We start from the raw sequence: 22,827 nt of genomic DNA, 5'->3' as shown, positions 1-22,827 counted from the left end.
CCGACGGAACAGGGCACGATCTTTCGTGTCCATTCCGGCTGCATCGTGCTGTTATCAACGCCTTGTTTGTGTCCGGCGCTTTTCTGCGGACCGCGCTCGTATAGAGGTAAGCGCGGGGATCGATTGATGAATTTCGGGTTCATCATTCGCTCTCCGGGGGTCGACCTTTCTTCTCGGGTCCGGGGGCAATCGGACGCGGTGGTCTGGTCTGAAGTACTTTTGAGAGTGCGAATGGCGGACAATTCAGGTTGGGGCCTGGGCAACGGCAATGCTCAGGCTGTGGGGGCCCTGGTTTCGGGGACGCAGCAGGAATACTGGTTTTCGCTCAGGCTGCGGGTCGATTCCGCGGCCCAGCTCTGGCAGGCGGCGGCCTTGCGCTGTCTTAGCCAGTCGGATCTGAGCCAGGACGAGGTCGAGGATCTGATCGGCCCGATCGAGGATCCCTCGATCGCCGACTGCCTGATGATGCTGGCACTGCCCGAGCGGCTGCCGGGCTGCACCCGGCTCGATACTGCGCTCCACCCGGTGGACCACCCCGGCTCCCCCGCCCGCGCCGCCCGCGAAACGAGCGACGCGCTGGACGAGAGTTAGCCGGACGGGGCTTAGGACGCGTCCTTCGGCGCCGTCAGGGCAACGAGGCCGGTGGCGGACAGGCGGATGCCGTTGACGCCGAGCATGATGCTCGATCCGTCGGTCACCACGTCGTCCACCACGCCCACCGAGTTGATCGTCGTGTCGAGGCTCGACCCGTCCGCTGCGAGCGCGCTGATCGAGAGGGTATAGGCACCCGCCGCCGCCTTGGTCCCGTCCGACAGCGTGCCGTCCCATTCGTAGGAGCCCTGCGCCTCGGGATCGAGCGTGACGGTGGCCACCGTGCCGCCCAGCGCGTCCTTGATGGTGGCGCTGACCGAGGCGGGGGTACCATCGACGTAATAGGTCCACTTCGCCGGGCTGTCGCCCAGGCCCGCGACCGGGGAATCGAAGCGCGCCTCGCGCCCGATGTAGCTCGATGCCTGCGACATCTGCTGCGACAGCAGCTGGCTCAGGATGTCGTCGAGCTTGCCGGTCTGCTGGATCGACTGCTCCACCTGCGAATATTGCACCAGCTGCTGGGTATATTCTGAGGTGTCCATCGGATCGAGCGGATCCTGGTTGGTCATCTGCGTGGTCAGCAGCTTGAGGAACAGGTTGTAGTCGGTCAGCAGGCCCGAGGTGGAGGCCGCCGTGCTGCTCGTGCTGCTGCCGGTCGAGGTGGTGTCGGTAACCGTCGTCATTGTCGCAAAGCCGCCTTATGCCATGAGATCGACATGGCCGCTGCCGCGCAGCGACCGAAGGATGGGTTCGGCGCCGTCCGTCGCACCGCCTGGCAGGCGCGCGGTTTCGGAGGGCGTCATTGCCTGGTGCTGTCCGCCGCGCTGTTGCCCGGCCGTACCGCCGCCCCCTTGCCCCCCGTCGAAGCGCAGCGACTGCGCATCGGCGCGGATGCCGGCATCGCCGAGCGCGCGGTCGAGGTGCGGGCTTTCGCGCCGCAGGAGGTCCAGCACCGCCGGACTGTCGGCGGAGACGACCGCGCGCAGAGTGCCGCCGTCGTCGAAGGACAGCCGGACGTCGATGCGGCCCATGTCGCGCGGATCGATGCGGATCAGCAGATCGTCGCGGCCGCCGTCCAGCGCGCGGGCGATGGCGACGCCGACGTCGGCGCCGAAGCGCCCTTCGCGCAAGGTCACGGCGGCATTGCCGGCATCGCCGCGGGCGCCGGCATAAGGATGCGGCGCGGTCGAGCGCAGCGCGGCGGCGTCGAGCGTCTGGGTGAACAGCGGGGCGGACACCTTCGCCTCGCCCGCACCGGGATCGGGTGCTTCGGCGACGACGGCGACTGCTTCATGCGGAGCGCGCTGGACGACGGCGGGGCGGGCGGCCTCGTGCGCGGCCTGCCCCGCCGTGACGGCGGCTTTCGGCGATGCAGTGGCGGGCTCCACCGGCGTAGCGGCCGGGACCGGCAAGGTCGGCGCCGAGGCTAGGCCTTCGGTGACGGCGGGGGAGGTTTCCTCCTTGTGCCGGTTCGGCCGGGTGGCGGCGGCCCCGGCCGCAGTCTCCGTGCTCGTATCCGACGAGGCGACCGGGGCCGGGGATCGGGCGGGGGATTGGGCCGGGTCCGGCATGACCGGCAGGGGATCGATCGTCGGTGCGGCCACCGCGAGGGCAGGCGCGGGCGCCTTGGTGGCGGCCTGCTGCGGCTCGGCCTTCTGCGGTCCGGTGTCGGTTGCTGCCGGTTCGGCCGGGGCATCGCCCTGCAGCGGCCCGGCGGCTTCGGTGCTGGCGGTGGAAGCGGCCCGGTCGGCTTCGTCCAGTGCGGCGCTGAAGGAGGGCTGGCCGTCCGCCCCGCGCGGGCGCGCGGCTATCGCTTCGCCGCTCGCGGCCGGCGGGGGAATCGCAGCGGAAGGCAGCGGGGAAAGGGCCATCCCTCCATCATAGAGCGATCACGCTCGGGCCGGTCGCACCCTTACGTTTCGCCGGTGCCCAGAGACCGTCAGCCGATCGCGCCGAGGCTGCGTAGCCGTGCGCGCGGGTGGATCTCGTTCTGCGAGAGCACCACGGTCGCCGGTCGCACCCGCTCGATGATCGAGCGTACGAAGGGGCGCAGCGACGGGCTCGTCAGCAGGCACGGGATCTCGCCCTGCGCGGCAAGGCGGTCGTAAGTCTCGCGCACGGCGGCGATGAAGGCCTGCAGTTGCGAGGGCGCCATGGCGAGGTGGCGGTCGTCGCCCTGGCCGATGATCGCCTCGGAGAACGCCTCGTCCCAGGCCGGGCCGAGCGCGACGATGGGCACCGTCCCGTCCAGCGTGTGCTGCGCCGAGATCTGGCGCGAGAGACGCGCGCGGACATGTTCGGTGACTTGCGTGAGGTTGGCGGTCACCGCGCTCGCCTCGGCCACGCCTTCCAGGATCGTCGGCACGTCGCGGATCGAGACGCCTTCGGCCAGCAGGTTCTGCAGCACCCGCTGCACGCCCGAGATCGAGATGCGCGCGGGGATGATGTCGGCGATCAGCTTGGCCGAATCCTTGTGGACCTCGTCCAGCAGCTTCTGCGTCTCGGCGTAGGAGAGCAGGTCGGCGATGTTGTCCTTGACGATCTCGGTCAGGTGGGTGGTGACGACGGTGCCGCAATCCACCACCGTCAGGCCCCGGAAGCCCGCTTCCTGCCGCATCTCGCGCTCGATCCACAGCGCCGGGAGCTTGAACACGGGCTCCTGCGTGGCTTCCCCGCGCAGGCCGGTGTCGCCGCCGCCGGGATTGATGAGCAGCAGCTTGCCGATCCGCAGCTCGCCGCGCGCGATCTCGGTTTCCTTGACGTAGACGACGTATTCGTTCGCCTGCAGCGCCATGTTGTCGAGAATGCGCACCGAAGGCAGCACGAAGCCGTAGTCGATCGCCATCTGCCGGCGCAGCGCGCGCACCTGGTCGTCGAGGCGCGGCTCGGCGCTGGCGTCGTTGATGAGAGGGAGCAGGCCATAGCCCAGCTCGATCCGCAGCGCGTCCATCGCCAGGGTGCGGGCGATCGGCTCCTCGGCCTGCGCGGCGCTCTGGCGGGCCTGCTGCGCGGCGTCCTCGACGCGGGCGGCGGCGGCCGCGCTTTCGGCCTTCTTCGTCATCGTCCAGGCCAGCCAGCCGCAGGCGGCCCCGAGCAGCGCGAAAGGCAGGAACGGCAGGCCGGGCATCAGCGCCAGCATCCCCATCAGCGCGCCGGCGATGCCGAAGGCCTTGGGATAGCGGCCCAGCTGGTCGCCCAGCGCCGCGCCGGTCTTGCCGACGACGCCGCCCTTGGACACCAGCAGGCCCGCCGCGGTCGAGACGATCAGCGCCGGGATCTGGCTGACGAGGCCGTCGCCCACGGTGAGGATGGTATACGTCGTGAATGCCTGACCGAACGGCACGCCGTGGATCGCGACGCCGACGATGAGACCGACGACGATGTTGATCGCGGTGATGAGCAGCGCGGCGATCGCATCGCCCTTCACGAACTTCGAGGCACCGTCCATGGCGCCGTAGAAGCCGCTTTCCTGCTCGATCTCGGAGCGGCGCGCGCGGGCCTGTTCCTCGGTGATGGTGCCGGCGTTGAGGTCGGCGTCGATCGCCATCTGCTTGCCGGGCATGGCATCGAGGCTGAAGCGCGCCGCCACTTCGGCGATGCGGCCCGCGCCCTTGGTGATGACCACGAAGTTGATGACGATCAGGATCGCGAAGATGGTGAGACCGATGACGGTCTCGCCGCCCATCAGGAACTCGCCGAAGGCCGCGATCACGCCGCCCGCCGCCGTGTGCCCCTCGTGCCCGTGGCCGAGGATCAGGCGGGTCGAGGCGAGGTTGAGGCCGAGCCGCAGCATCGTTGTGATGAGCAGGATCGTCGGAAAGCTGGAAAGCTGCAGCGGCTTCTCGATGAACAGCGCCGTCATCAGGATGAGGACGGAAGCCGTGATCGAAAGCGCCAGCCCCATGTCGAGCATCCACGCCGGCATCGGCAGGATGAGCATCGCGATGATCGCGCCCACGCCCAGCGCCAGCGCCAGGTCGCGCCCCGGTCCGAGGCGGACGAGGAACTGCGTGACCTGCGGCGGGAGCGCGGACTTGGCGGGCGCGGTGGCCATCGGGTCAGGCCGCCGGTTGCGCCAGGGGCTTCGACAAGCTCAGCCTGAGCGGGGTGGGAGTATGGCGCAAACTCCGCTCACCCTGAGCTTGTCGAAGGGGCAGGCTGAGCTTGTCGAAGCCCGCGAGGCTGGGCGCAACGTCGGTCACGCCCCCGCCGCCATCGCGGCCCGCACCGCGCCCGCGCCGGTGCCCATCGGCGCCGGCGGCACCGTCATCCCGTCCGCCTGGAACGAGCGCAGCTTGTTGCGCATGGTCCGCACGGAGATGCCCAGCATCGCCGCCGCCGCGCTGCGGTTGCCGCCGCAGTGGCGCAGGGTCTGGAGGATCAGCTCGCGCTCGACGTCGGCGATGTTCTGGCCGACGAGGCCGGAGATCGAGGCATTGATCGCACCTTCGGGCCGCGCTCCGCGCAGCCGCGCCAGCACGTCCTTGAGGTTCACGGCAAGGTCCACAACCACCATGTCGGCTTCCGGGCCGGCCCATGTCCCAAGCGCGGGCGGAGCAGCGCCGACGCCGATCCGGGTCGCGGAACCGCGCACCATCTCGTTGGCGAGGCCCACCGCATCGCCCAACTCGCCCACCAGCATCAGCCGGGTGGCATCGGAATCGCGCGAGCCCATCATCCTTCCTTGCGGACGATTTCGGTCAGCGTGACGCCCAAGGTGGCATCGATCAGCACGACTTCGCCGCGCGCGATCAGGCGGTTGTTGACGAAGATATCGACCGGCTCGCCGACGCGGCGGTCCAGTTCCACCACCATGCCGGGCTTGAGTCGCAGCAGGTCGCCGATGTCCATCCTGGACCGGCCGAGCACCGCCTGCACCTTCACCGGCACGTCGAACACCGCCTGCAGGTCTTCGGGCGCGGGCGGGGTGGAGGGACGCGGCGGCAGCGCGGTCTGGCTCGGCAGCGGGGCTTCCGGCTCTTCCGGCAGATGCGCCGGGGCCAGCTGCGAGTGGCCGGAGTTCCGGGTTTCGAGCTCGTCGCTCATCGGATACCTTTCACGAGTTCATCCACTGGCGGATGACGGAGGCGGATTCCGCCGGGTTGGAGGCGATGGTGTCGCCGATGCGCTTGATCGCCGAGAGCTTCACGCGCCCGTCGACATGCGCGAGCGCCACTTCCTGATCGAGCAGCGGAGCGCTCTCGGCGCCCTCGGCGAGCGCTTCGAGCTGGGCCAGGCTGACGCCGGCTCCGGGCTCGCGGCGGTCGTCCCCGTCACCGGCGGGCGGCGGCAGCAGCGCCGGGGCATTGGGGCGGCGCAGCATGCGGATGGCGAACAGGACGATGCCGCCCACCAGCGCGATCTTCAGCACGTCGAGGATGCGATCCACGGTCAGGCCGAAGGGCAGGCCGCCGTCGATGCCGTCCACGTCGGGCGCGGCGAAGGCCATGTTCTCCACCACCACGCTGTCGCCGCGCTCGCTGTCGAAGCCGACGGCGTTCTCGACGAGACGCTGCAGGCGCTCGATCTGCGGCTGCGGCAGGCCCTTCTCGCCGCCGTCCACCATCACCGCCACGGTCAGGCGCCTGACCTGCCCCGGCGTGCGCACGGCGACCTTCTGCATGCGGCTGTTCTGGTAGGTGACGTCTTCGGAGGTCTCGTTCTGCGCGGCGTTGCGGCTGTCGTTGCCGGCGCCGTTCTGCGCAGGCCCGGCGTTCTCGGGCAGCTGCGTCGCCACGCTCGCACCCTGGGCGCCGGGGGTCTTCTCGGTGCTCTGGTTGCTCGATTCGACGGTGACCTGATGCTGGATCACCTGCTTGTCAGGGTCGAAGGTCTCGGATTCCTCGCGCACCTGGTCGCGTTCGAGCACGGCGGCCACTTCGGCGCGGACCTTGCCGTGGCCGACGATCGGCTCCACCAGCGTCTCGATCTGGTCGCGCAGCCGCGCCTCGACGGCGGCCTGGCGGTCCTCCAGGTCGCTGGCGTCGGCGCCGCCGCCTTCCCCCGCGCGCGCCAGCAGGGCGCCGGTCTGGTCGACGATCGACACCGCTTCGGGCGAGAGATCGGGCACTGCCGAGGACACCAGGTAGCGGATCGCCTGCACCGCTTCGGCGGGCAGGCGGCCGTTGGTCTTGACGGTGACCGAGGCGCTGGCCTTGCGCGGCTCGGTCTCGAACATCGCGCGTTCGGGCATGACGACGTGGACGCGGGCGCGGCTGACGCGGTCGAGGCTCTCGATCGAGCGGACCAGTTCACCCTCGATCGCGCGCGTCTCGTTCAGCTTGGCGCGCGAGGAGGAGATGCCGAAGGGCTCCTCCTCGTCCAGCACTTCGTAGCCGATCTTGCCGCCGAGCTGCTCGGTGGCCATCGCCATGCGCAGTTCCGGCAGCTTGTCCACCGGCGCCATGATCGCCGAGCCGTCCGCCGAGAGCTGGAACGGGACGCCCTGCGCCTTCAGCTTCTCGGTGATGGTCGATGCGGCGGCGGGATCAAGGTCGGTGTAGAGGTAGCCCATGGCGCTCTGTGGCGTGCGCATCGCCATCCACCCCAGCCCGACGAGCAGCACCAGCGCGACGCCGCCCATCAGCGCGGCCCGGCGCACGCCTATCTGCCCGATGAAATTGCGCAACGCTTCCAAGTCCGGCCTTTCCGAGGTCCGCGGGCTCGCTGTTGCGGCACGCCTCGGGGGCATTATAGGATGAGACTAGGCAAGACTTGCCGGGGCTCGCAAAAATGTGGCGCAGGTCAGCGGACGAAGGCGGCCAGCAGTTTGCCGAGCAGGCCGCGGCGTGCCTTGCCGTCCGTTTCGGCTGGCGACGCTTCCGTATCCAGCAGGGGATTCCAGAGTCGATAGGCGCCGAAATCGAATTCGGTTGCCGACAGGATGTTGTCCTGCCTGAGCGAGATCAGGATGCCGAGATCGACTTCCTCGTAGAAGGTGGTGAATGTGACCTTCAGCGTGTCCTTGTCACGATAGCCGCTCATCAGCGGCATGATCGCGATATCCTGGTCCATCCCGGTGGTGGCGGAAGGTTCGCCCAGATTGATGATCTTGCCGACGTAGACCTTGCGATCCTCCATCGTCAGCATCGCGCTCCTGTCGCGCTGCAGCGACAGGCGGAACAGCAGGTTGTCGAGCGGACTGTCTTCCAGGATTTCGCCGATGACGTGGACCCGCGTGTTCCACTGGCCGAACCGCAGCCGCAGGCTGACATGGCTCCACAGCTTCACGAGATAGGCGGCGGCGAAGGTCAGGAACGAAAGCTCGAAGAACGACGCCATCCGCGTGGCCTCTTCGCTCAGCGAGGCCGGTTGGGTGGAGCTTGCCGCTCCGATCATCGTGGCCATGACCTCGGTGAGCGCGCCGGACAGCGTGAGCGGGATGGCGAACCATCCGATCGGCAGGCGGTCAGGCAGCCAGTAATGCAATCCCAGCCAGGCAAGGAAGGCCAGGAAGAAGCATTTGAGCCCAAGTTCGGCGCTCTTCAGGTAAAGATATTGCCCTTCGTAGCGGTGCAGCCTGTACGAATGGACCGGGTGTATGTGGCATGCCAGGAAACCCGTGACGAGCACGGGGAAGATCAGCAGGAAAATCATCTGTCAGCCGGTCAGGGCCGGACGATCGCGGCCGCCATCTTTCGTGCCCGGCGAAACTCTTCCGAGGATCGCACCTCTTCGGGGTCGATCTTCACGGTTCCGCGACCGACGACCTTCACCGAGGGATAGGATCCGGCGACGAGTTCGCTCAGCTTCCTGTCGCGTGCGCTGGGTGCGAGGCCGATCAGTTCCAGAATCTTCATCGCGATCTCCACAAGGCGGTCTTGCATCCCGAATCTAGTGCATTCGGGCAGGAATGCAATCAGCGTGCTGTACGGGAATGCCTCAGGGCAAGACCCCGGCCAGTTCCGCCATCACCGCCGCGCGGCGGGCACCGGCATCCACGTTCAGTCCGCCCGAACCCCATTCGATGCGGGCATCGCCTTCCGGCACGGCGGCGTCCTCGACGACGGTGATCGCGAGCGGGCGCCCGGCGCTTGCCTCGCGCGCCTCGACCAGCACGGCGAGGTCGTCGCGCATCTCGGGGTTGGTGCGCACGATCAGCACGGTGCCGTGCGCCACCTGGTCGAGCGCGCGGCCCAGCGCCTCGTCGATCGCGCGCGCGGGCTGGGCGGCGATGGCGTGGCCCGCCAGCATTTCGGCGGCGTGCAGCGCCACCGCGCCGGCCTCGCCCGCCATGGCGCGGACCGCGGTGTCGTAGCCGGCGTCCATCCGGTCCAGCGCGGCGTGGAGGGCGTCGGTGGCGGCGAGCAGTGCCTCGCCGCGTTCGGAACGGGCCTGAGTCGCACCCGCCTCGAAGCCGTCGGAGCGGGCGCGGGCGAGTTCGGCGCGGTGGTCGGCCTGCATGCGCTCGATACGGGTTTCGAGTTCCTCGATCCGATCGCGCAGGACTTCGGGCGGCACTTCCGCCACCGGGGGCGTGTCGATGGCCTCGGGCGCGTCGGCGGGCATGTCGATGGGGTGGAAGAACACCCGGTCGAAGCCGAAAGGTTGTATGCTTGCCGCGCCGTCCGTCACTTCATGTACCTTTGGATCAATAGATCATCGCATCGTCGCTCTTGGGGTCCGCCAGCATGATCTCGCCGCGTTCGCCCAGATCCTTGGCCAGGGTGACGAGGTTGCCCTGCGCCGCCTCGCACTCGCGCGCGCGGACCGGGCCCATCGCGGCCATGTCGTCGCGCATCAGCTTGGCGGCGCGTTCGGTCATGGCGCCGAAGAACAGGCGGCGCATCTCCTCCGGCGCGCCCTTGAGCGCCAGCGCCAGTTCGCGCTTGTTGCAGTTGCGCACGATGACCTGGATCGCGCTCGGCAGCAGGTTGGCCAGATCCTCGAAGGTGAACATCAGGCCGCGGATGCGCTCGGCCGCCTCGGGCGCCTTCTCGTCCAGCGCGCCGAGCATGGCTTCCTCGGTCGAGCGGTCGAGCGCGTTGAACAGCTCGGCCATCGACTCGTGCGGATCGCGCCGGGCGCTGCGCGAGAGGTTGGTCATGAATTCGCTCTTGAGCGTCTGCTCGACCTGCACGATCACGTCCTTCTGGACGGTCTCGGTCTTGAGCATGCGCATGACGACTTCCGTGCCGAAATCGCGCGGCAGCGCCGCCAGCACGCGCGCGGCGTGGTCGGGCTTGAGCTTCTGGAGGATCACCGCGACGGTCTGCGGGTGTTCGCTCTTGAGGTAGCCCGCCAGCACGCCCTCGCTGACGTTCGACAGCTTGTCCCACATCGTCCGGCCGGAAGGACCGCGAATGTCCTCCATGATCTCCTTGACCCGGTCCGGCGCGAGCACGCCTTCGAGCAGGCGCTCGGTCGTCTCGTAGGAGCCGTGCAGGGTGGTGATCGAGGAGACCTCGCCAGCGAACTGGCCGAGCAGGTATTCGACGACGACGGCGGGGACGCGGCCGAGCGAGGCGATCGAGGAGGACAGCTCCTTGATCTCGTCGTCGCTGAGCTGCTGCCAGATGGGGATGCCGTGCTCCTGACCGAGCGCCAGCAGCAGCGCGGCGGCGCGCTGGGTGCCCGAATATTTCTTGAGCTCCGGCGGTTCGCCCACCGCGGTCATCATGTTCACTGCGAGATCCCCTAAAACCTGGGCGAAATTTGCCCGACGCCATCCGATCCCGGAGAGTTCCTTCTATTTATAGGAAGGACTCCCGCGCAACCGACAGCCGAGGCACAATTGACGATAAGTCTGAACAATGGGTTGATCGGACTGTCGGTTCTTGGAGGAACCTCGGCCTACTCCTCCTATCAAAGCACCGCCGCCGCCACCGAAAGCCCGGCGGTGACCGCCGCGAAGAAGGCCTTCACCACCCCCGAGACGACGGCGCCGTGGCTGGAGGCGGTGACGAGCGGGGCGAGCAGCGCGCAAGTCGCGGCGGTCAAGCGGCTGGCCTCGATCATCGACACCACAGGGGACAGTTCGCTGGGCGACCTGCCCGATGTCCAGACCGCCTTCACGACGTACAAGGCCCTTGAAAACCTGCGGATTCTTGCCGAGGCGGCGACCTCCAAGACGATCTCCGACACCGAGCGGGCATCGCTGCAGAAGACCTTCGCGCAGGGGCTTTCGGACCTGCAGTCCTACCTCGGATCGGCCGATACCGATCTGCTGAACCTGGCTTTCGGCACCGTGACGAGCAGCGCCCGGTCGCTGGGCGTGGGGACGCGCTATGCCACGGATTCCGTCGCCGGCACCGGTGTCTCGAAGACCCGCGCGGCGGCGATCGAGGGATTGGGCGGCAATGAAATTTTCCAGCTCACGCTGACCAAAGGGGCGACCAGCGAGGTCGTCACCGTCGATCTGTCGCAGACCAGCCAGCCGCCGACGCTCGATTCGGTGGCCGCCGCGCTCAACGCCGCGATCGCCGCGCGGCCGGCGACGGATGCCTCGGGCAACCCCGTGCTCGACGATGCGGGCAATCCCGTCAGCCAGTGGAAGTCGAACTTCACGGTCGAGAAGAGCGACGGCAAGTGGGGCCTGGTGTTCAATCCGGCGGGGATCGAGAAAGTCGCGATCGACCAAGTCGATGCCGGCGATGCGCTGATGGTGGCGAGCGGGGAGACCGCCTCGATCTCGGGCGTCACCTCTCCCACTTCGGCCAACGTCTACCGCGTCGAGGATCTGGCCGGATCGCTGACCTGGGAAAAGCTGGGCAAGATCAACGCGGTCGATACCGCCGCCACCGACCGCGCCGAGGCGGCGGCGCCCAAGACGGACGACGAGGATACCGACTACACCGTCCTGTCCGCCACCGCCGCAAATGCCATCGTCACCGATGCGGACGGCTACAGCTATATCGTGGGCACCACCGCCGGCGATTTCGGCAGCGAGGTATCGGACGGCGCCAACGACCTGATGCTGACCAAGGTGGACAGCGAAGGCAACGTCGTGTGGCAGCGCGGCCTTGGCGCGGCGGGCAGCGCGTCGGGCGCGGCGGTGACGATCGCCCCCAATGGCGAGATCGTCGTCGCCGGCACCGTCAGCGGGGCCTTCAACGGCAGCGACGACAGCCAGACCGACCTTCTCGTCACCCGCTTCAATGCCAAGGGAGACGAGCTTTCCAGCACCGCGATCCGGCAGGTCGGCAACGAGACGGCCAGCGCGGTGACGGTGGGCAACGACGGTTCGATCTACGTCGCCGGTCGTTCGTCCACCGGCGGCGGCGACGCGGTGATCGTCAAGCTGAGCGCCGCCGGCAAGATGGTCGAGCGGCGCACGATCGACAGCGGCGGATCGGATTCGGTCTCGGCACTGGCGATCGACAACGAGGGCAACCTGCTGGCGCTCACCAACGAGAAGGGCGTGGCCACGTTGCGGCGGATATCCTCCGACTCGCTGAGCCAGGACCTCGGCGCGATCGCGCTGGGCACCGCATCGGCCCGGGCGATGGCGGTATCCGACACCGGCCAGATCGCCGTGGTGGGGGCCACCGGCACCGCGCTGAACGGCGCCCAGACCAATACGATGAGCGGCGGCCTCGACGCCTTCGTCACGCTGGTCGATGCGGACTTCACCGCCGCCAGCACCAGCTACATTGGCACCGACACCTCGGATCAGGCCGACAGCGTCGCCTATCTGAACGGCGTGCTCTACGTCGGCGGCCGCACGTCCGGTACACTGGGCGAGAAGAAAACCGGCAAGGTCGATGGCTTCGTCGCCCGGATCGATCCGGCGGACGGCTCGGTGCAGACGGTCTCGCAGTGGGGCCGGCTCAGCAGCACGGTGGAGCCGGTGCGCCTGGCCGCCGTCACCGGCGGCGCGACCTCGCTGGGGGCGCTGGGGCTCCATCGCGGGCTGCTGAACCAGCAGACCACCGGCGATCTGGTGGCCGAGACCAGCCTGCGGGTGGGGGACAGCTTCAAGATCAGCGTCGATGGCGAAAGCGCGCGCATCGTCACCATCGAGAAGGGCGAGACGATGGCGACACTGGCGCAGAAGATCCGCCGCATCACCGGCGCCGACGCCACCATCACCACGCCCTTCACCGAGGGTGCCTCCAGCCTCAGGATCGAGGTCAAGGCGGGGCATACGCTGGAACTGATCGCCGGGGCCGACGGCAGCGACGCGCTGGGCAAGCTGGGGCTCGATCCGGTGCGGCTGGTCCCGCCCAAGGTCACCGACAAGACCGCCGCCAAGGTCACCCCCGGCGGACGCTACAACCTGGGGCTGAGCGATGCGCTGACGCTGCTCGACGCCAAGACCGCCGCGACCGCGCTGACGCGGATCAAGTCGGCGGTATCGATGACGCAGTCGGCCTACCGCTCGCTCTACTGGGATTCGGCCAAGGCGGCGATCGTCGACGGCACCGTTTCCAGCAGCGGCGGCACGGCCTACCAGAAGGCGAAGCTCGCCAGCTACCAGGCCGCGCTGTCGCGGCTGACCGGCTCATCCTGAGAGGGCCCCGGATGTCCACGCTCCCCCCGATCTTCGACGGCATGGGCCGCGCGATGAAGGCGATGGCCGAGAACCAGCGCGTCATCGCCGAGAACATCGCCAATTCCGAAACCCCCGGCTACAAGGCCCGCACCGTCGAGGCGCCGGACTTTTCCGCGCTGGTCGATGGCCAGATGGCGGCGGGCGGGGCTCCGCGGGTTTCGCGCCCGCGGGTGGAACTGTCCAGCGGCATGACCGCGCTGGGGGCGAAGCCGCCGCAGGCCGGCGGGCGGGTCGTGCTCGACGGCAATACCAGCGAGACCAAGCCCGACGGCAACAACGTCACGCTGGAAGACCAGCTCCTCTCCCTCGGTCAGGTGCAGCAGGACTATGCGGCGATGACCAATCTCTACCGCAAGCAGATGGCGCTGATGAAGACGGCGGTGGGCAAGGGGTGATTCCTGCGCGCAGGCGCGGGCGGCAACGTTTGCGCCGCCCGCCGTTTGTACCCTGCAAGGCGCCATGAAGCGGCGCCATCGCAGGAGTGCGGCAGCGATGGACCAGACGCAGAAGGATCGAAGCCCGGGCCGGCTGCAGGTGCAGATCCTGCTTGGCTTCGGGCTCGGGCTCGCCGCCGGGCTGCTCGCCTATACGTTCGCGCGCGATGCGGCTTGGGTCGCGGCGCTGATCGACTACGTGACGATGCCGGTGGGCCAGATCTTCCTGCGGCTGCTGTTCATGCTGGTGTTGCCGCTGCTGTTCTCGGCGCTGGTGATCGGCGTCGCCGAGATGGGCGAGGTCCGCGCGCTGCGGCGGGTCGGGCTGGCCACGCTGGCCTATACGCTCGTCGTCTCGGGGATCGCCGTGGCCATCAGCCTGACGGTGGTGAACCTGGTGCGCCCCGGCGACGGCGTCGATCGCACCGCCGCGCGCGAGCTGCTGGCCAAGGGTGCGGATTCGGCGGGCAGCATCGTCCAGAGTTCAGGCAAGGCGCCGTCCGGCGTCGATGCGGTGCTGGCGCTGGTGCCCTCCAACGTCATCACCGCGATGAGCGAGAACGACATCCTGGCGGTGATGGTCTTCGCGCTGTTCTTCGGGATCGGCCTGCTGCTGGTTTCGAGCCCGCGCACGGCGACGCTCAAGGATGCGATCGAGGGCGTGTTCGAGGTGGCGATGAAGCTGATCGGCGTGGTCATCCGCCTCGCGCCGATCGCGATCTTCTGCTTCATGTTCAACCTCTCCGCCCAGTTCGGCTGGGATCTGCTGGGCAAGCTGGCGGCCTTCGTCGGCGTGGTGCTGCTGGCGCTGGGACTGCAGATGTTCGGGGTCTATCCCCTGCTGCTCGCCTTCGTCGCGCGGCGCAGCCCGGTCGCCTTCTTCCGCCAGACGCGCGAGGTCAGCGTGCTGGCCTTCTCGACCTCCAGTTCCAACGCCACCCTGCCGACGTCGCTGCGGGTGGCGCACGAGGAACTGGGCCTGCCGGACCGCATCGCCCGCTTCGTGCTGACGATCGGGGCCACCGCCAACCAGAACGGCACCGCCATGTTCGAAGGCGTGACGGTGCTGTTCCTCGCGCAGTTCTTCGGGGTGGAGCTGGACCTTGGCCAGCAGGTCTACGTGATGGTCATCTGCATCATGGCCGGGATCGGCACCGCCGGCGTCCCGGCGGGCTCGCTGCCGGTGGTGGCGCTGATCCTGGGCAGCGTGGGCGTCCCGCCGGAGGGGATCGGCCTCATCATCGGCGTCGATCGCTTCCTCGACATGTGCCGCACGACGCTCAACGTCATCGGCGACCTCGTCTGCGCGACGGTGATCTCGGCGATCAGCGGCCCGGACGCGCGGCCGGCAGCGGCCTGAACCGGATCGGCTTTCGACCGCCTCAGCTTTCGACCGGCAGCATCGTCAGCAGCAGGTCGCGCGCGGCATTGGCCTCGTGGACCTGCTCGGGACTGCCGCCGCGATCGGGGTGGACCTGTGCGATGCGGCGGCGGTGCGCTTCAAGGATCTCGCGCCGGTCGGCATCCGCCTCGACGCCCAGCAGCGCACGGGCACGGGCGGTCTCGAAAGAGGGGCCGGGGGCCTTGCGCTTTTCCCAGGGCCAGCGGCCGGTGAACTGCCGCCAGGCGAAGCAGCCGATGGCGATCAGCAGGAGCAGCTTGGTCATCGCGGTTCCCGTCAGTCTGCGTCGCTGAGTGCCAGTTGGGGCGCTCTGGGTGCCGTTAGGGGCAGGTTGAGTCCGGCCACCAATCCGCGCAGTTCCTGCCGCGCGACGAGATGGCTGGTGCCCAGATCGCCCAGATATCCCTTGTCGAGCAGGGTCAGGCCCGAGGGAAACAGCTCGCGGAAGATGACGCGCTCAGACAGCCCCGCCGCGACGCGGAAACCCGCGCGCTTCGACAGTTCCTGCAGCGCCCCGTCGATACGCCGCATGTTGCGCGCCTCGACGTGCTGGACGCGGTTTCTGACCACCACCCAGTCGAGTTCGCGGCGGCCCTCGTTGATGGTCTTGAGGCCGCGCTGCTTGCGGGCTTCCCACATGACCTCGGCGTAGAAGGAGAGGCGCTTGACCTTGAAGGTCTCGCTCTCGACCTGGCCGAGAAGGTCGAAGTCGACGAAGCTGTCGTTGAGCGGCGTCACCAGCGTATCCGCCGTGGTCGCCACGTGGCGGGCGAAGGGATCGTCGCGGCCGGGGGTGTCGAAGACGAGGAAGTCGTAGCCCTCGGCGATCTGCTCGGCGAGATCGTCGAGTTCGGCGATGTCGTCGCCGTCGTAGACCGCGAAGCGGGCGCCGGGCAGGGCGATCTCGCGCTTGCGCTCGGTCTCGATGCGGTTCTCGAGGTAGCGATAGAGCGTGCGCTGGCGGTGGTCGAGGTCGATGCAGGCGACGTTGGCGCCCTGGTAGGCGAGCGCGATGGCGACATGGACGGCGGTGGTGGACTTTCCGGTGCCGCCCTTCTCGTTGGCGAAGACGATGCGATGCGCTGTCACGTGACCGTTATCCTGTTCGCGCGGGACCGGTCGCCCGGCCCGACGTTGAAATCATTGCCCCCGCAGGCGCGCCGGGGCTAATGCCCGAAACGCACCTTTCGGTCGCGCCCATCATACCGGAGCAGCCAAGCCCAATGCAAACCGTCCACGCCCTTGATCCACTGCGCAATGCGGTTGCCGAGCTTCGCAGCCGCGGTCCGGTTGCGCTCGTCCCTACGATGGGGGCGCTGCATGACGGCCATCTGACGCTCGTTCGCGAGGCGAAAAGTCGCGGCGCGAGCATCGTCGTGTCGATCTTCGTCAATCCGCTCCAGTTCGGTGCGAACGAGGATCTCGACGCCTATCCGCGCCAGCTTGCCCGCGATTCCGCGCTGCTGGAAGCCGAAGGCGTCGACGTGCTGTGGGCGCCCACGGTGGAGGCGATGTACCCGGCGGGGTTCGCCTCGAACATTTCCGTCGCCGGGGTCAGCGAGGGGCTGTGCGGAGCCGCAAGGCCCGGCCACTTCGACGGCGTCGCCACCGTGGTGTGCAAGCTGTTCAACCAAGTCATGCCCGACATGGCCCTGTTCGGGGAGAAGGACTGGCAGCAACTGGCGGTCATCCGCCGCATGGCGCGCGACCTCGACCTCACCCGCCCCGCCGCCGACGCGATCCTGGGGGTGCCGACCGTGCGCGAGACGGACGGGCTCGCGATGTCCTCGCGCAATGCCTATCTCTCGGCCGGGGAACGTGCGGCGGCGGTGGCGCTGCCCACCGCGATGCGCAAGGCCATCGCCGCGATCGAGGGCGGAGAGCCGGTGCCCGCGACGCTGGCGACGCTGGAGGCGGATATCCTCGCCGGGGGTTTCCGCGCGATCGACTACGCGGAACTGCGCGAGGCCGGCGGTCTCGCGCCGCTGGCAGCGCGTGCCGATACGCCGATGCGGCTGATCGTCGCCGCGCGGATCGGCTCCACCCGGTTGATCGACAACATGGCCGTCGCCCCGGCCTGAGGTATCCGGATCTCGCTTGATTCTGAAATCCCACGCAAATTTGCGAGAGATTCTCACAGACATCGTCATTTGTTCGTGCCAAGCTGGCGGCCTAAGACCTTCGTTGCCCTGGGGATTGGGCAGCCCGCGCTGGCGGCGCGGCACATTATGGGAGCACATGCGATGAAATCCGCCCTTCACAAGTTCGGTGCCGGCGCGCTCGGCGCACTGGCCGTCCTTTCGGCCACTCCGGCGCTGGCCGACCAGTCCTCCGGACGCAAACTGCAGGACAAGGGCCAGCAGCAAATCCCGATCTGCACCAAGAACTTGGGCACCGTCTCGATCGTCGAGCCCGACAACCAGTGGTGGCGCGAATTCAGCCTCGGCAGCCCCGAGGCGATCCTGAAGGTCTTCGTGCAGAAGTCCGGTTGCTTCACCATGGTCAACCGTGGCCGCTCGCTCCAGAGCAGCGCCATGGAGCGCGCGCTGGCCGAGCAGGGTGAGCTGCAGAAGGGCTCGAATATCGGCAAGGGCCAGATCAAGGCGGCGGACTACTTCCTGCAGCCCGATATTGTCTCGACCAACAACAACTCGGGCGGCGGCGGCCTCGGCGGCGTGCTGGGCGGTGTCGGCGGCCTGTTCGGTCGCGGCGTGGGCGCCATCGCCGGTGGCCTCAACGTCAAGAAGGGCGAGGCGAACGTCACGCTCTCGGTCGTCAACGCACGCACCACCGTGGAAGAGGCCCTGACCGAGGGCTATGCCCGCAAGTCCGACGTGAGCTTCGGCGCGGGCGGCGGCGGTTTCTTCGGCGGCACGTTCGGCGGTGTCGGCGGCGGCGGCTACCAGAACACGCAGATCGGCCAGATCATCGTGCTCGCCTATCTCGACGCCTACACCAAGCTCGTGACCCAGCTCGGCGGCCTGCCGGTGGACGCTTCGGCGGCGGCACCCAAGGCGCGCTGAACGCCTTTTCGCGTCACGCAAAGAAAAAGGGCGGTGCCGCGAGGCACCGCCCTTTCCCATATCTGCCCGGAAGAACCGGGAAGAAGATTACTTGAGCTCGACGGTGCCGCCGGCTTCTTCGATCTTCTTCTTGATTTCTTCGGCTTCAGCCTTGGTCGCGCCTTCCTTGACGGCCTTGGGAGCGCCTTCGACGAGAGCCTTGGCTTCAGCGAGGCCCAGACCGGTGATGGCGCGGACTTCCTTGATGACGTTGATCTTCTTGCCACCGTCGCCGGTGAGGATCACGTCGAATTCGGTCTTCTCTTCAACGGCTTCGGCAGCGGCGCCACCAGCGGCCGGGGCAACTGCGACAGCAGCAGCGGCGCTGACGCCCCATGCTTCTTCGAGAGCCTTGGCGAGGTCAGCGGCTTCCAGAACGGTGAGCTGCGACAGTTCTTCAACAAGCTTGGCGATATCGGCCATGATTTTAACTCCTGATCTGTGGTCCACCGTGAGCCTCATGCCCAGCGGCGGAATAAACCGTTAGAAACGCAATGCTTTCGCTTGCGGCTCAGGCGGCGTCCTTCTCGGCGTAGGCGGCAAAGACGCGAGCCAGCTTGGCCGCCGGAGCGGTCGAGAGCTGGGCGATCTTGGTCGCCGGAGCCTGAACGAGGCCGATGAGCTTGGCGCGCAGTTCGTCGAGCGAGGGCATCGAGGCGAGAGCCTTGACACCTTCGGGGGTCAGAACCTGCGAACCCATCGCGCCGCCGACGATCTCGATCTTGTCGGTCGTCTTGGCGAATTCGACGACGGCCTTGGCGGCTGCAACGGGGTCCACCGAAGAGGAGATACCCGTGGGGCCGGTCAGGAAGTCGCCGAGACCGACGTAGTCGGTGTCCGCGATGGCAAGCTTGGCAAGACGGTTCTTCGCAACCTTGTAGGTCGCGCCCGCATCACGCATCTTTCCGCGCAGGGCGGTGGACTGGGCCACCGACATGCCGAGGTTGCGGGTGATGACCACCGCGCCGGCCTCTGCGAAAACCGCGTTGAGCGAGGCGACCGATTCGGCTTTCTGCGAACGATCCATGCCATACTCCTTCACAATGGCTACGAAAGGCGAACCCCTCGTAGCCGGCTACGTATTGTCCGGGGCGCTTGCAGCACCTCGGGCGAGTCCGTCGAAGGGGAAGGAGTTCTCGTGCATGACCTTTGGTCGAAACACGATGTTGGCACCACGCTCGAAGGAGTGGGCCGGGTGATTTCCTTGTCCCCGTCTAGGCTGCGAATTAAGAGGGGAACCCTCAGCAGCGGTCTCGGACGGATGACAGACGGGAATCACCCCATCAGTCGGAGCGGGCCAATGGCGGATCGGCCTGCGGAAGTCAAGCTTGCCGACATTGCACCTGACTGCGAGCGACGACGGCGAGGATGGTGATGAGCGCCATCGCCGGCAGCGCCCAGTGCCCGATGTGCCCCGCCGCGATCACCGCCGCCGCGAAGGCGAGCAGGCCATGGCGCCACGGTCCCGTCAGCACCAGCCGGTCGCGCACGAACCACAGCGCCACCATGTAGACCGCCAACGGCACCGCGACGGCAAGATTGCTCGCCAGCATGGGCGCATGATGACCCTGCCCTGCAGCATTGTCGATGGCGACCGCAAAGCCCGCCCCGGTCGCCGCGCCGCCCGCGTAGATCAGCGCATGGGCGTAGCTCCAGTTGAACGAGCTGGAAAAGCGCTCCTGATCGAGCGGGCCTTCCTGCGAGAAATAGAGCCACCACGTCGCAAAGGTGATCGCCAGTGCGGAAAGGGCCAGCACGATGAGTTCGGCGGGGTGCCCGCCCGGCGCATCGGCATATGTGAAGGCTGCGGCGCTGGAGAGCAGCACTTCGCCCAGCACGATGATGACGAACAGCCCATGCCGCTCGGCAACGTGGTGGTGGTGCCAGGGCGTCTTGCCGCGCGCTTCGGCGATGACGGGAACGGCCATCTCCATCAGCGCTCCCAGCACGAACAGTCCTGCCACCGCGCCGAACCCGGCCGGGCGCAGCACCAGCAGCGCGAGCGTCCAGTACAGCTGCGTCACCGCGATCCCGACCGCATAGCTCACTGCCGTCGCCCGGTGGCGCGGGTCGGAGCGCGCGGCGATCAGCCAGAATACCACCATCGCCACACGCATGACGATGTAGCCGACGATCACCAGCGTCAGGCTGCCGCCCGCGAAGACGCGCGGAACCCCGGCTGCCACGGCCAGCGCTCCGGCCATGATGACGCAAGTGATGAGACGATAGACCGGCCCGTCGCTGTCGTAGGCCGAGGCGAACCAGGTGAAGTTCATCCACGCCCACCACGTCGCGAAGAAGGCCATCGCAAAGGTCGTCAAGCCCATCGCCGCGTGGCCTGCCGCGACCGCATGGTGCAGCCCTTCGGCGGCGCTGGCCACGGCAATGACGATGACGAGGTCGAACAGCAGTTCGAGCGGCGTGGAGACGCGGTGCGGTTCATGCGGATCGCGGGCGCCGAATGGTCGCCAGCTACGGGTCTTGGTCATCTGTGCGGCGGGGCCCCTGCTGTTTGGTCGATGACCTTAGAGGCGAGACCACCGGGGCGGCAAGTCTCGCCGTGCCCCCGGGTTCAGTGCGCCTCGTAGCCCAGCAGATCGCCCGGCTGGCAGCCCAGTTCGCGGCAGATCGCCTCCAGCGTGGAGAAACGGATCGCCTTGGCCTTGCCGGTCTTGAGGATCGAGAGGTTGGCGAGGGTGATGCCGATCCGCTCAGCCAGTTCGGTCAGCGTCATGCGGCGGGCGTGGAGCAGGTCGTCGAGCTTGACCACGATGTTCGTGCCTTCCGTTTCGTCGCCCATCACACCATCCCTTCGAGGTCGGCACGCATCTGGGCGCCCTTGCGGAAGACGCGGGCGAGGATGAACAGGATCAGCATGAGCAACAGGCCGTTGCCGTCGACGCCGCCGATCACTTCCAGGTCGGTATGGCCCTGGCCCTTGGTGAGCGCGTTGATCCACGCGCCGATGCCGGACATCGGCAGGCCGACCAGCTGCACCGCGAGCGTCAGCCAGGCCATCTGCGTGAGGCGCGAGGCGTTGTCGGGCACGAAAGGATCGCCTTCGCCAACCGTATCGACGATGCGCTTGAGGAGCTGGAACAGGCGCAGCAGCAAGGCGCAGAGCAGTGCCGCCAGCAGCAGGACGCCCGCGATCGCCCAGAGGAACGGTCCGGTCGGCACGCCCGCCAGATGCTCTGCCAGCGCAGTGCTTGCGGGTCCGTGGAAGATCGCCAGCAGCGGCGCTGCCAGCAAGCTCGCGCCCATGCCGAGCGCCAGGACCGCCATGAGGAACCATAGAACGCCTTTGGCGATGGCGAGGAGCGGGTCACGGGTGATCGTGTTCATCGTCTGGTTTCCTTCCCGTCCGGATCACATGAGCGCGGGGACGACCCGCGCTCCGATGACGATCACTTGCCCGTGGGCCGATGCCTCGGCGGGGGCCGTGACGGTGGGGAGCCAGAAGCCGGCCAGGAAGACCGTGGCAAGGAGCAGCGAGAGCAGAGGTGGTGCCATCCGGTGCGTGTCAGGGCGGATCATTGTTCGTTCTCCGATATGCTTGATATCGAAATTCAATAAATCCGATTCTGCATATCGTCAATCGATAATATCGAAAAACGATATGTTGCCGATGGGCGCGCAAAAAAGGGGCGACTCCGGTCTGGAGCCGCCCCCGTTGGGGCTCGACCATGTCGCCGGGCGTGACAACCGGCGGGCCGGGCCCGTCAGGCGTCGGTAAGCTCCCGGTTGGTTGCAGGGGTGGAGGCCCCGGGAGTCTTGATCGACGGCCTGTAGGTGCGGAAGTCGAAGCGGTTTCCAGCCTTGCCCTCGGCTTCCAGGCTCTCGCGATGCTGCAACTGAAGACGCGCGCGGCGCAGGCGGCCCTTGCGCGAGGTGAACGGGTTCCCCTCGTCAGGCTCGGCGGCGGCCATCGCATCAAGCAGTTCGTAGCGCTCCTCTGCCGTCTGCGGCAACGGCGAGGCCGCAAGGATCGCCGTGGCCGAATTGCCCGCGATCACGCGATCACGCTGCACCGGAGCGGGTTCGGCAACGATGGGCTCGGCGACTGCAGGCTGCACCGCTTCGACGACTGGCGCGGGGGCGGGAACCGGTGCGAGCGCACCCATCGGCTCAAGCGGCTCGGGCACATACTCGGCCTCCTCGTAGACCGGATCGGAGCGACGGCGGCGCATCGCGGCGATGCCCACGCCCGCCACGCCAAGCGCGGCAAGAATGCCGGCGACTTGGGCCACCGGGAAGCCATCGCCGTCGGTGGTCGGCGGCGTTGGCTGGGCGGCAGGCGGCGGAATTTCAGCGCGCGCGGGAGCCGGAGCTGCAGGCAGAACGGAACCCTGAGCCAGCGTGCCATCGCCTGCAGTGCCGTTATCCCGAGCGGTCGGGACAGTTGGCTGCGCCGGCGCGGCGCGTTCGGCGCGCGGCGCGGCGGAAGCGCGGTTCGTGCTGCGCGTCTGCACCGCCGTGCTCGACGGTTCGGCTGCGGCCTCATCGGGAGCGGCGGGCGGCGGCACGTCAGGCAGAACGACAGCCTGCTGCTGCGTCGGCGTCACCGAAGTCGGTGCCGTGCCCGCCGTGGTGGCAGTGTCGGTGGGCACGTTGAGCGGCGCGGACGCTTCGGGCGGCAGCGTGACGGTGGGCTCCGTCGCCGGTGCGCTGGCTGGCGGCGTGACAGTAGTTTCCTGCGGCAGTGACAGCGAAGGCGTCGTCGCGGGAGCCTGCACTTCCTGCGCAGCGGCCGGGATTGCGGAAAGCGCGAGGACAGCGGCAATCGCGGTCAGTGCGCTGGGCGAGCGGGGGACGGAAAAGTGTATCATACCGGAAACAATGCGC

25 protein-coding genes are annotated in these 22,827 nt (G+C 68.0%); 6 read left to right on the top strand and 19 right to left on the bottom strand.

Annotated features, from left to right (window positions below):
* The first annotated feature begins 231 nt into the window (after window positions 1–231).
* Window positions 232–591 carry a hypothetical protein gene (locus tag V2S85_RS11830; protein ID WP_330703058.1) on the top strand — a complete coding sequence of 120 codons (360 nt, stop codon included), beginning with the start codon at window positions 232–234 and terminating at the stop codon, window positions 589–591.
* Window positions 592–602: 11 nt separating this feature from the next.
* On the opposite strand, the gene V2S85_RS11825 is transcribed toward V2S85_RS11830, so the two are convergent.
* The 10 genes from V2S85_RS11825 to V2S85_RS11780 form a co-directional block, all read right to left on the bottom strand.
* Window positions 603–1,274, bottom strand: a complete 672-nt coding sequence (locus V2S85_RS11825; RefSeq protein ID WP_330703057.1) for a flagellar hook assembly protein FlgD — start codon at window positions 1,272–1,274, stop codon at window positions 603–605.
* 15 nt (window positions 1,275–1,289) lie between these two features.
* The gene (locus tag V2S85_RS11820; RefSeq protein WP_330703056.1) at window positions 1,290–2,462 is read right to left on the bottom strand and encodes a flagellar hook-length control protein FliK; all 1,173 of its coding nucleotides are present in this window, start codon (window positions 2,460–2,462) and stop codon (window positions 1,290–1,292) included.
* A 68-nt stretch (window positions 2,463–2,530) separates the two neighbouring features.
* The gene (gene flhA, locus V2S85_RS11815; protein ID WP_330703055.1) at window positions 2,531–4,645 is read right to left on the bottom strand and encodes a flagellar biosynthesis protein FlhA; all 2,115 of its coding nucleotides are present in this window, start codon (window positions 4,643–4,645) and stop codon (window positions 2,531–2,533) included.
* 144 nt (window positions 4,646–4,789) lie between these two features.
* Entirely contained in the window at window positions 4,790–5,266 is a 477-nt protein-coding gene (locus tag V2S85_RS11810; RefSeq protein ID WP_330703054.1) for a helix-turn-helix domain-containing protein, read from the bottom strand.
* Window positions 5,266–5,637 carry a flagellar motor switch protein FliN gene (fliN, locus tag V2S85_RS11805; protein ID WP_330703053.1) on the bottom strand — a complete coding sequence of 124 codons (372 nt, stop codon included), beginning with the start codon at window positions 5,635–5,637 and terminating at the stop codon, window positions 5,266–5,268. Before fliN ends, V2S85_RS11810 begins: the two co-directional genes overlap by 1 nt.
* 10 nt (window positions 5,638–5,647) lie before the next feature.
* A complete protein-coding gene (gene fliF, locus V2S85_RS11800; RefSeq protein ID WP_419198192.1) occupies window positions 5,648–7,228 on the bottom strand; it encodes a flagellar basal-body MS-ring/collar protein FliF in 1,581 nt (526 codons plus the stop codon).
* 107 nt (window positions 7,229–7,335) lie between these two features.
* A complete protein-coding gene (locus V2S85_RS11795; protein ID WP_330703052.1) occupies window positions 7,336–8,187 on the bottom strand; it encodes a hypothetical protein in 852 nt (283 codons plus the stop codon).
* A gap of 11 nt (window positions 8,188–8,198) precedes the next feature.
* Window positions 8,199–8,390 (bottom strand): hypothetical protein, encoded by a 192-nt coding sequence (locus V2S85_RS11790; RefSeq protein WP_330703051.1) that lies wholly within the window; start codon window positions 8,388–8,390, stop codon window positions 8,199–8,201.
* 82 nt (window positions 8,391–8,472) lie between these two features.
* Window positions 8,473–9,165, bottom strand: a complete 693-nt coding sequence (locus V2S85_RS11785; protein ID WP_330703050.1) for a flagellar biosynthesis protein — start codon at window positions 9,163–9,165, stop codon at window positions 8,473–8,475.
* A gap of 16 nt (window positions 9,166–9,181) precedes the next feature.
* Complete coding sequence (locus V2S85_RS11780) at window positions 9,182–10,210, bottom strand: flagellar motor switch protein FliG (protein ID WP_330703138.1); 1,029 nt, start codon at window positions 10,208–10,210, stop codon at window positions 9,182–9,184.
* A gap of 138 nt (window positions 10,211–10,348) precedes the next feature.
* Between V2S85_RS11780 and V2S85_RS11775 the strand changes: the two genes are divergently transcribed.
* From V2S85_RS11775 to V2S85_RS11765, 3 genes are all read left to right on the top strand, one after another.
* On the top strand, window positions 10,349–13,042 hold the full coding sequence (locus V2S85_RS11775; protein ID WP_330703049.1) for a hypothetical protein: 2,694 nt from the start codon (window positions 10,349–10,351) through the stop codon (window positions 13,040–13,042).
* 11 nt (window positions 13,043–13,053) lie between these two features.
* On the top strand, window positions 13,054–13,479 hold the full coding sequence (locus V2S85_RS11770; RefSeq protein WP_330703048.1) for a flagellar basal body protein: 426 nt from the start codon (window positions 13,054–13,056) through the stop codon (window positions 13,477–13,479).
* 97 nt (window positions 13,480–13,576) lie between these two features.
* On the top strand, window positions 13,577–14,878 hold the full coding sequence (locus V2S85_RS11765) for a dicarboxylate/amino acid:cation symporter (RefSeq protein ID WP_330703047.1): 1,302 nt from the start codon (window positions 13,577–13,579) through the stop codon (window positions 14,876–14,878).
* Between the two features lie 22 nt (window positions 14,879–14,900).
* Here the strand turns inward: V2S85_RS11765 and V2S85_RS11760 are convergent, their stop codons facing one another.
* Window positions 14,901–15,185, bottom strand: a complete 285-nt coding sequence (locus V2S85_RS11760) for a J domain-containing protein (RefSeq protein ID WP_330703046.1) — start codon at window positions 15,183–15,185, stop codon at window positions 14,901–14,903.
* A gap of 11 nt (window positions 15,186–15,196) precedes the next feature.
* Window positions 15,197–16,009, bottom strand: a complete 813-nt coding sequence (locus V2S85_RS11755; protein ID WP_330703045.1) for a division plane positioning ATPase MipZ — start codon at window positions 16,007–16,009, stop codon at window positions 15,197–15,199.
* Between the two features lie 134 nt (window positions 16,010–16,143).
* Between V2S85_RS11755 and panC the strand changes: the two genes are divergently transcribed.
* Window positions 16,144–17,001 (top strand): pantoate--beta-alanine ligase, encoded by an 858-nt coding sequence (panC, locus tag V2S85_RS11750; protein ID WP_330703044.1) that lies wholly within the window; start codon window positions 16,144–16,146, stop codon window positions 16,999–17,001.
* A gap of 162 nt (window positions 17,002–17,163) precedes the next feature.
* Entirely contained in the window at window positions 17,164–17,943 is a 780-nt protein-coding gene (locus V2S85_RS11745) for a CsgG/HfaB family protein (protein WP_330703043.1), read from the top strand.
* An 87-nt stretch (window positions 17,944–18,030) separates the two neighbouring features.
* On the opposite strand, the gene rplL is transcribed toward V2S85_RS11745, so the two are convergent.
* The 7 genes from rplL to V2S85_RS11710 form a co-directional block, all read right to left on the bottom strand.
* Entirely contained in the window at window positions 18,031–18,405 is a 375-nt protein-coding gene (rplL, locus tag V2S85_RS11740; protein WP_008829397.1) for a 50S ribosomal protein L7/L12, read from the bottom strand.
* A gap of 88 nt (window positions 18,406–18,493) precedes the next feature.
* The gene (gene rplJ / locus V2S85_RS11735) at window positions 18,494–19,009 is read right to left on the bottom strand and encodes a 50S ribosomal protein L10 (protein ID WP_330703042.1); all 516 of its coding nucleotides are present in this window, start codon (window positions 19,007–19,009) and stop codon (window positions 18,494–18,496) included.
* Window positions 19,010–19,304: 295 nt separating this feature from the next.
* Complete coding sequence (locus tag V2S85_RS11730; protein ID WP_330703041.1) at window positions 19,305–20,471, bottom strand: low temperature requirement protein A; 1,167 nt, start codon at window positions 20,469–20,471, stop codon at window positions 19,305–19,307.
* Between the two features lie 83 nt (window positions 20,472–20,554).
* Window positions 20,555–20,782 (bottom strand): helix-turn-helix domain-containing protein, encoded by a 228-nt coding sequence (locus V2S85_RS11725; protein ID WP_008829400.1) that lies wholly within the window; start codon window positions 20,780–20,782, stop codon window positions 20,555–20,557.
* Window positions 20,782–21,327: a DUF2975 domain-containing protein gene (locus V2S85_RS11720; RefSeq protein WP_330703040.1), complete on the bottom strand. Its 546-nt coding sequence runs from the start codon at window positions 21,325–21,327 to the stop codon at window positions 20,782–20,784. The genes V2S85_RS11725 and V2S85_RS11720 overlap by 1 nt, the downstream gene beginning before the upstream one ends.
* Before the next feature lie 24 nt (window positions 21,328–21,351).
* Window positions 21,352–21,519, bottom strand: coding sequence for a hypothetical protein (locus tag V2S85_RS11715; protein ID WP_155986405.1), 168 nt, complete (start codon window positions 21,517–21,519; stop codon window positions 21,352–21,354).
* 185 nt (window positions 21,520–21,704) lie between these two features.
* Window positions 21,705–22,811 (bottom strand): hypothetical protein, encoded by a 1,107-nt coding sequence (locus V2S85_RS11710; protein WP_330703039.1) that lies wholly within the window; start codon window positions 22,809–22,811, stop codon window positions 21,705–21,707.
* Window positions 22,812–22,827: the final 16 nt, after the last annotated feature.

It is taken from the genome of Novosphingobium resinovorum (genome assembly GCF_036352595.1).
GTDB classification, from domain to species: domain Bacteria; phylum Pseudomonadota; class Alphaproteobacteria; order Sphingomonadales; family Sphingomonadaceae; genus Novosphingobium; species Novosphingobium resinovorum_B.
The sequence above is the reverse complement of the archived record's forward strand: the minus strand, read 5'-3'. Positions and strand labels throughout refer to the sequence as shown.

What these genes read in the sequence shown, in the direction of transcription:
- V2S85_RS11745 (WP_330703043.1), top strand. Translation starts at nt 17,164, where the DNA reads ATGAAATCCGCCCTTCACAAGTTCGGTGCCGGCGCGCTCGGCGCACTG.
- V2S85_RS11830 (WP_330703058.1), top strand. Translation starts at nt 232, where the DNA reads ATGGCGGACAATTCAGGTTGGGGCCTGGGCAACGGCAATGCTCAGGCT.
- V2S85_RS11790 (WP_330703051.1), bottom strand. Translation starts at nt 8,390, where the DNA reads ATGAAGATTCTGGAACTGATCGGCCTCGCACCCAGCGCACGCGACAGG.
- fliN (WP_330703053.1), bottom strand. Translation starts at nt 5,637, where the DNA reads ATGAGCGACGAGCTCGAAACCCGGAACTCCGGCCACTCGCAGCTGGCC.
- V2S85_RS11760 (WP_330703046.1), bottom strand. Translation starts at nt 15,185, where the DNA reads ATGACCAAGCTGCTCCTGCTGATCGCCATCGGCTGCTTCGCCTGGCGG.
- V2S85_RS11825 (WP_330703057.1), bottom strand. Translation starts at nt 1,274, where the DNA reads ATGACGACGGTTACCGACACCACCTCGACCGGCAGCAGCACGAGCAGC.
- V2S85_RS11720 (WP_330703040.1), bottom strand. Translation starts at nt 21,327, where the DNA reads ATGAACACGATCACCCGTGACCCGCTCCTCGCCATCGCCAAAGGCGTT.
- V2S85_RS11765 (WP_330703047.1), top strand. Translation starts at nt 13,577, where the DNA reads ATGGACCAGACGCAGAAGGATCGAAGCCCGGGCCGGCTGCAGGTGCAG.
- rplL (WP_008829397.1), bottom strand. Translation starts at nt 18,405, where the DNA reads ATGGCCGATATCGCCAAGCTTGTTGAAGAACTGTCGCAGCTCACCGTT.
- V2S85_RS11730 (WP_330703041.1), bottom strand. Translation starts at nt 20,471, where the DNA reads ATGACCAAGACCCGTAGCTGGCGACCATTCGGCGCCCGCGATCCGCAT.
- V2S85_RS11715 (WP_155986405.1), bottom strand. Translation starts at nt 21,519, where the DNA reads ATGATCCGCCCTGACACGCACCGGATGGCACCACCTCTGCTCTCGCTG.
- V2S85_RS11810 (WP_330703054.1), bottom strand. Translation starts at nt 5,266, where the DNA reads ATGGGCTCGCGCGATTCCGATGCCACCCGGCTGATGCTGGTGGGCGAG.
- flhA (WP_330703055.1), bottom strand. Translation starts at nt 4,645, where the DNA reads ATGGCCACCGCGCCCGCCAAGTCCGCGCTCCCGCCGCAGGTCACGCAG.
- V2S85_RS11780 (WP_330703138.1), bottom strand. Translation starts at nt 10,210, where the DNA reads ATGATGACCGCGGTGGGCGAACCGCCGGAGCTCAAGAAATATTCGGGC.
- V2S85_RS11725 (WP_008829400.1), bottom strand. Translation starts at nt 20,782, where the DNA reads ATGGGCGACGAAACGGAAGGCACGAACATCGTGGTCAAGCTCGACGAC.
- V2S85_RS11795 (WP_330703052.1), bottom strand. Translation starts at nt 8,187, where the DNA reads ATGATTTTCCTGCTGATCTTCCCCGTGCTCGTCACGGGTTTCCTGGCA.
- rplJ (WP_330703042.1), bottom strand. Translation starts at nt 19,009, where the DNA reads ATGGATCGTTCGCAGAAAGCCGAATCGGTCGCCTCGCTCAACGCGGTT.
- V2S85_RS11710 (WP_330703039.1), bottom strand. Translation starts at nt 22,811, where the DNA reads ATGATACACTTTTCCGTCCCCCGCTCGCCCAGCGCACTGACCGCGATT.
- V2S85_RS11770 (WP_330703048.1), top strand. Translation starts at nt 13,054, where the DNA reads ATGTCCACGCTCCCCCCGATCTTCGACGGCATGGGCCGCGCGATGAAG.
- panC (WP_330703044.1), top strand. Translation starts at nt 16,144, where the DNA reads ATGCAAACCGTCCACGCCCTTGATCCACTGCGCAATGCGGTTGCCGAG.
- V2S85_RS11820 (WP_330703056.1), bottom strand. Translation starts at nt 2,462, where the DNA reads ATGGCCCTTTCCCCGCTGCCTTCCGCTGCGATTCCCCCGCCGGCCGCG.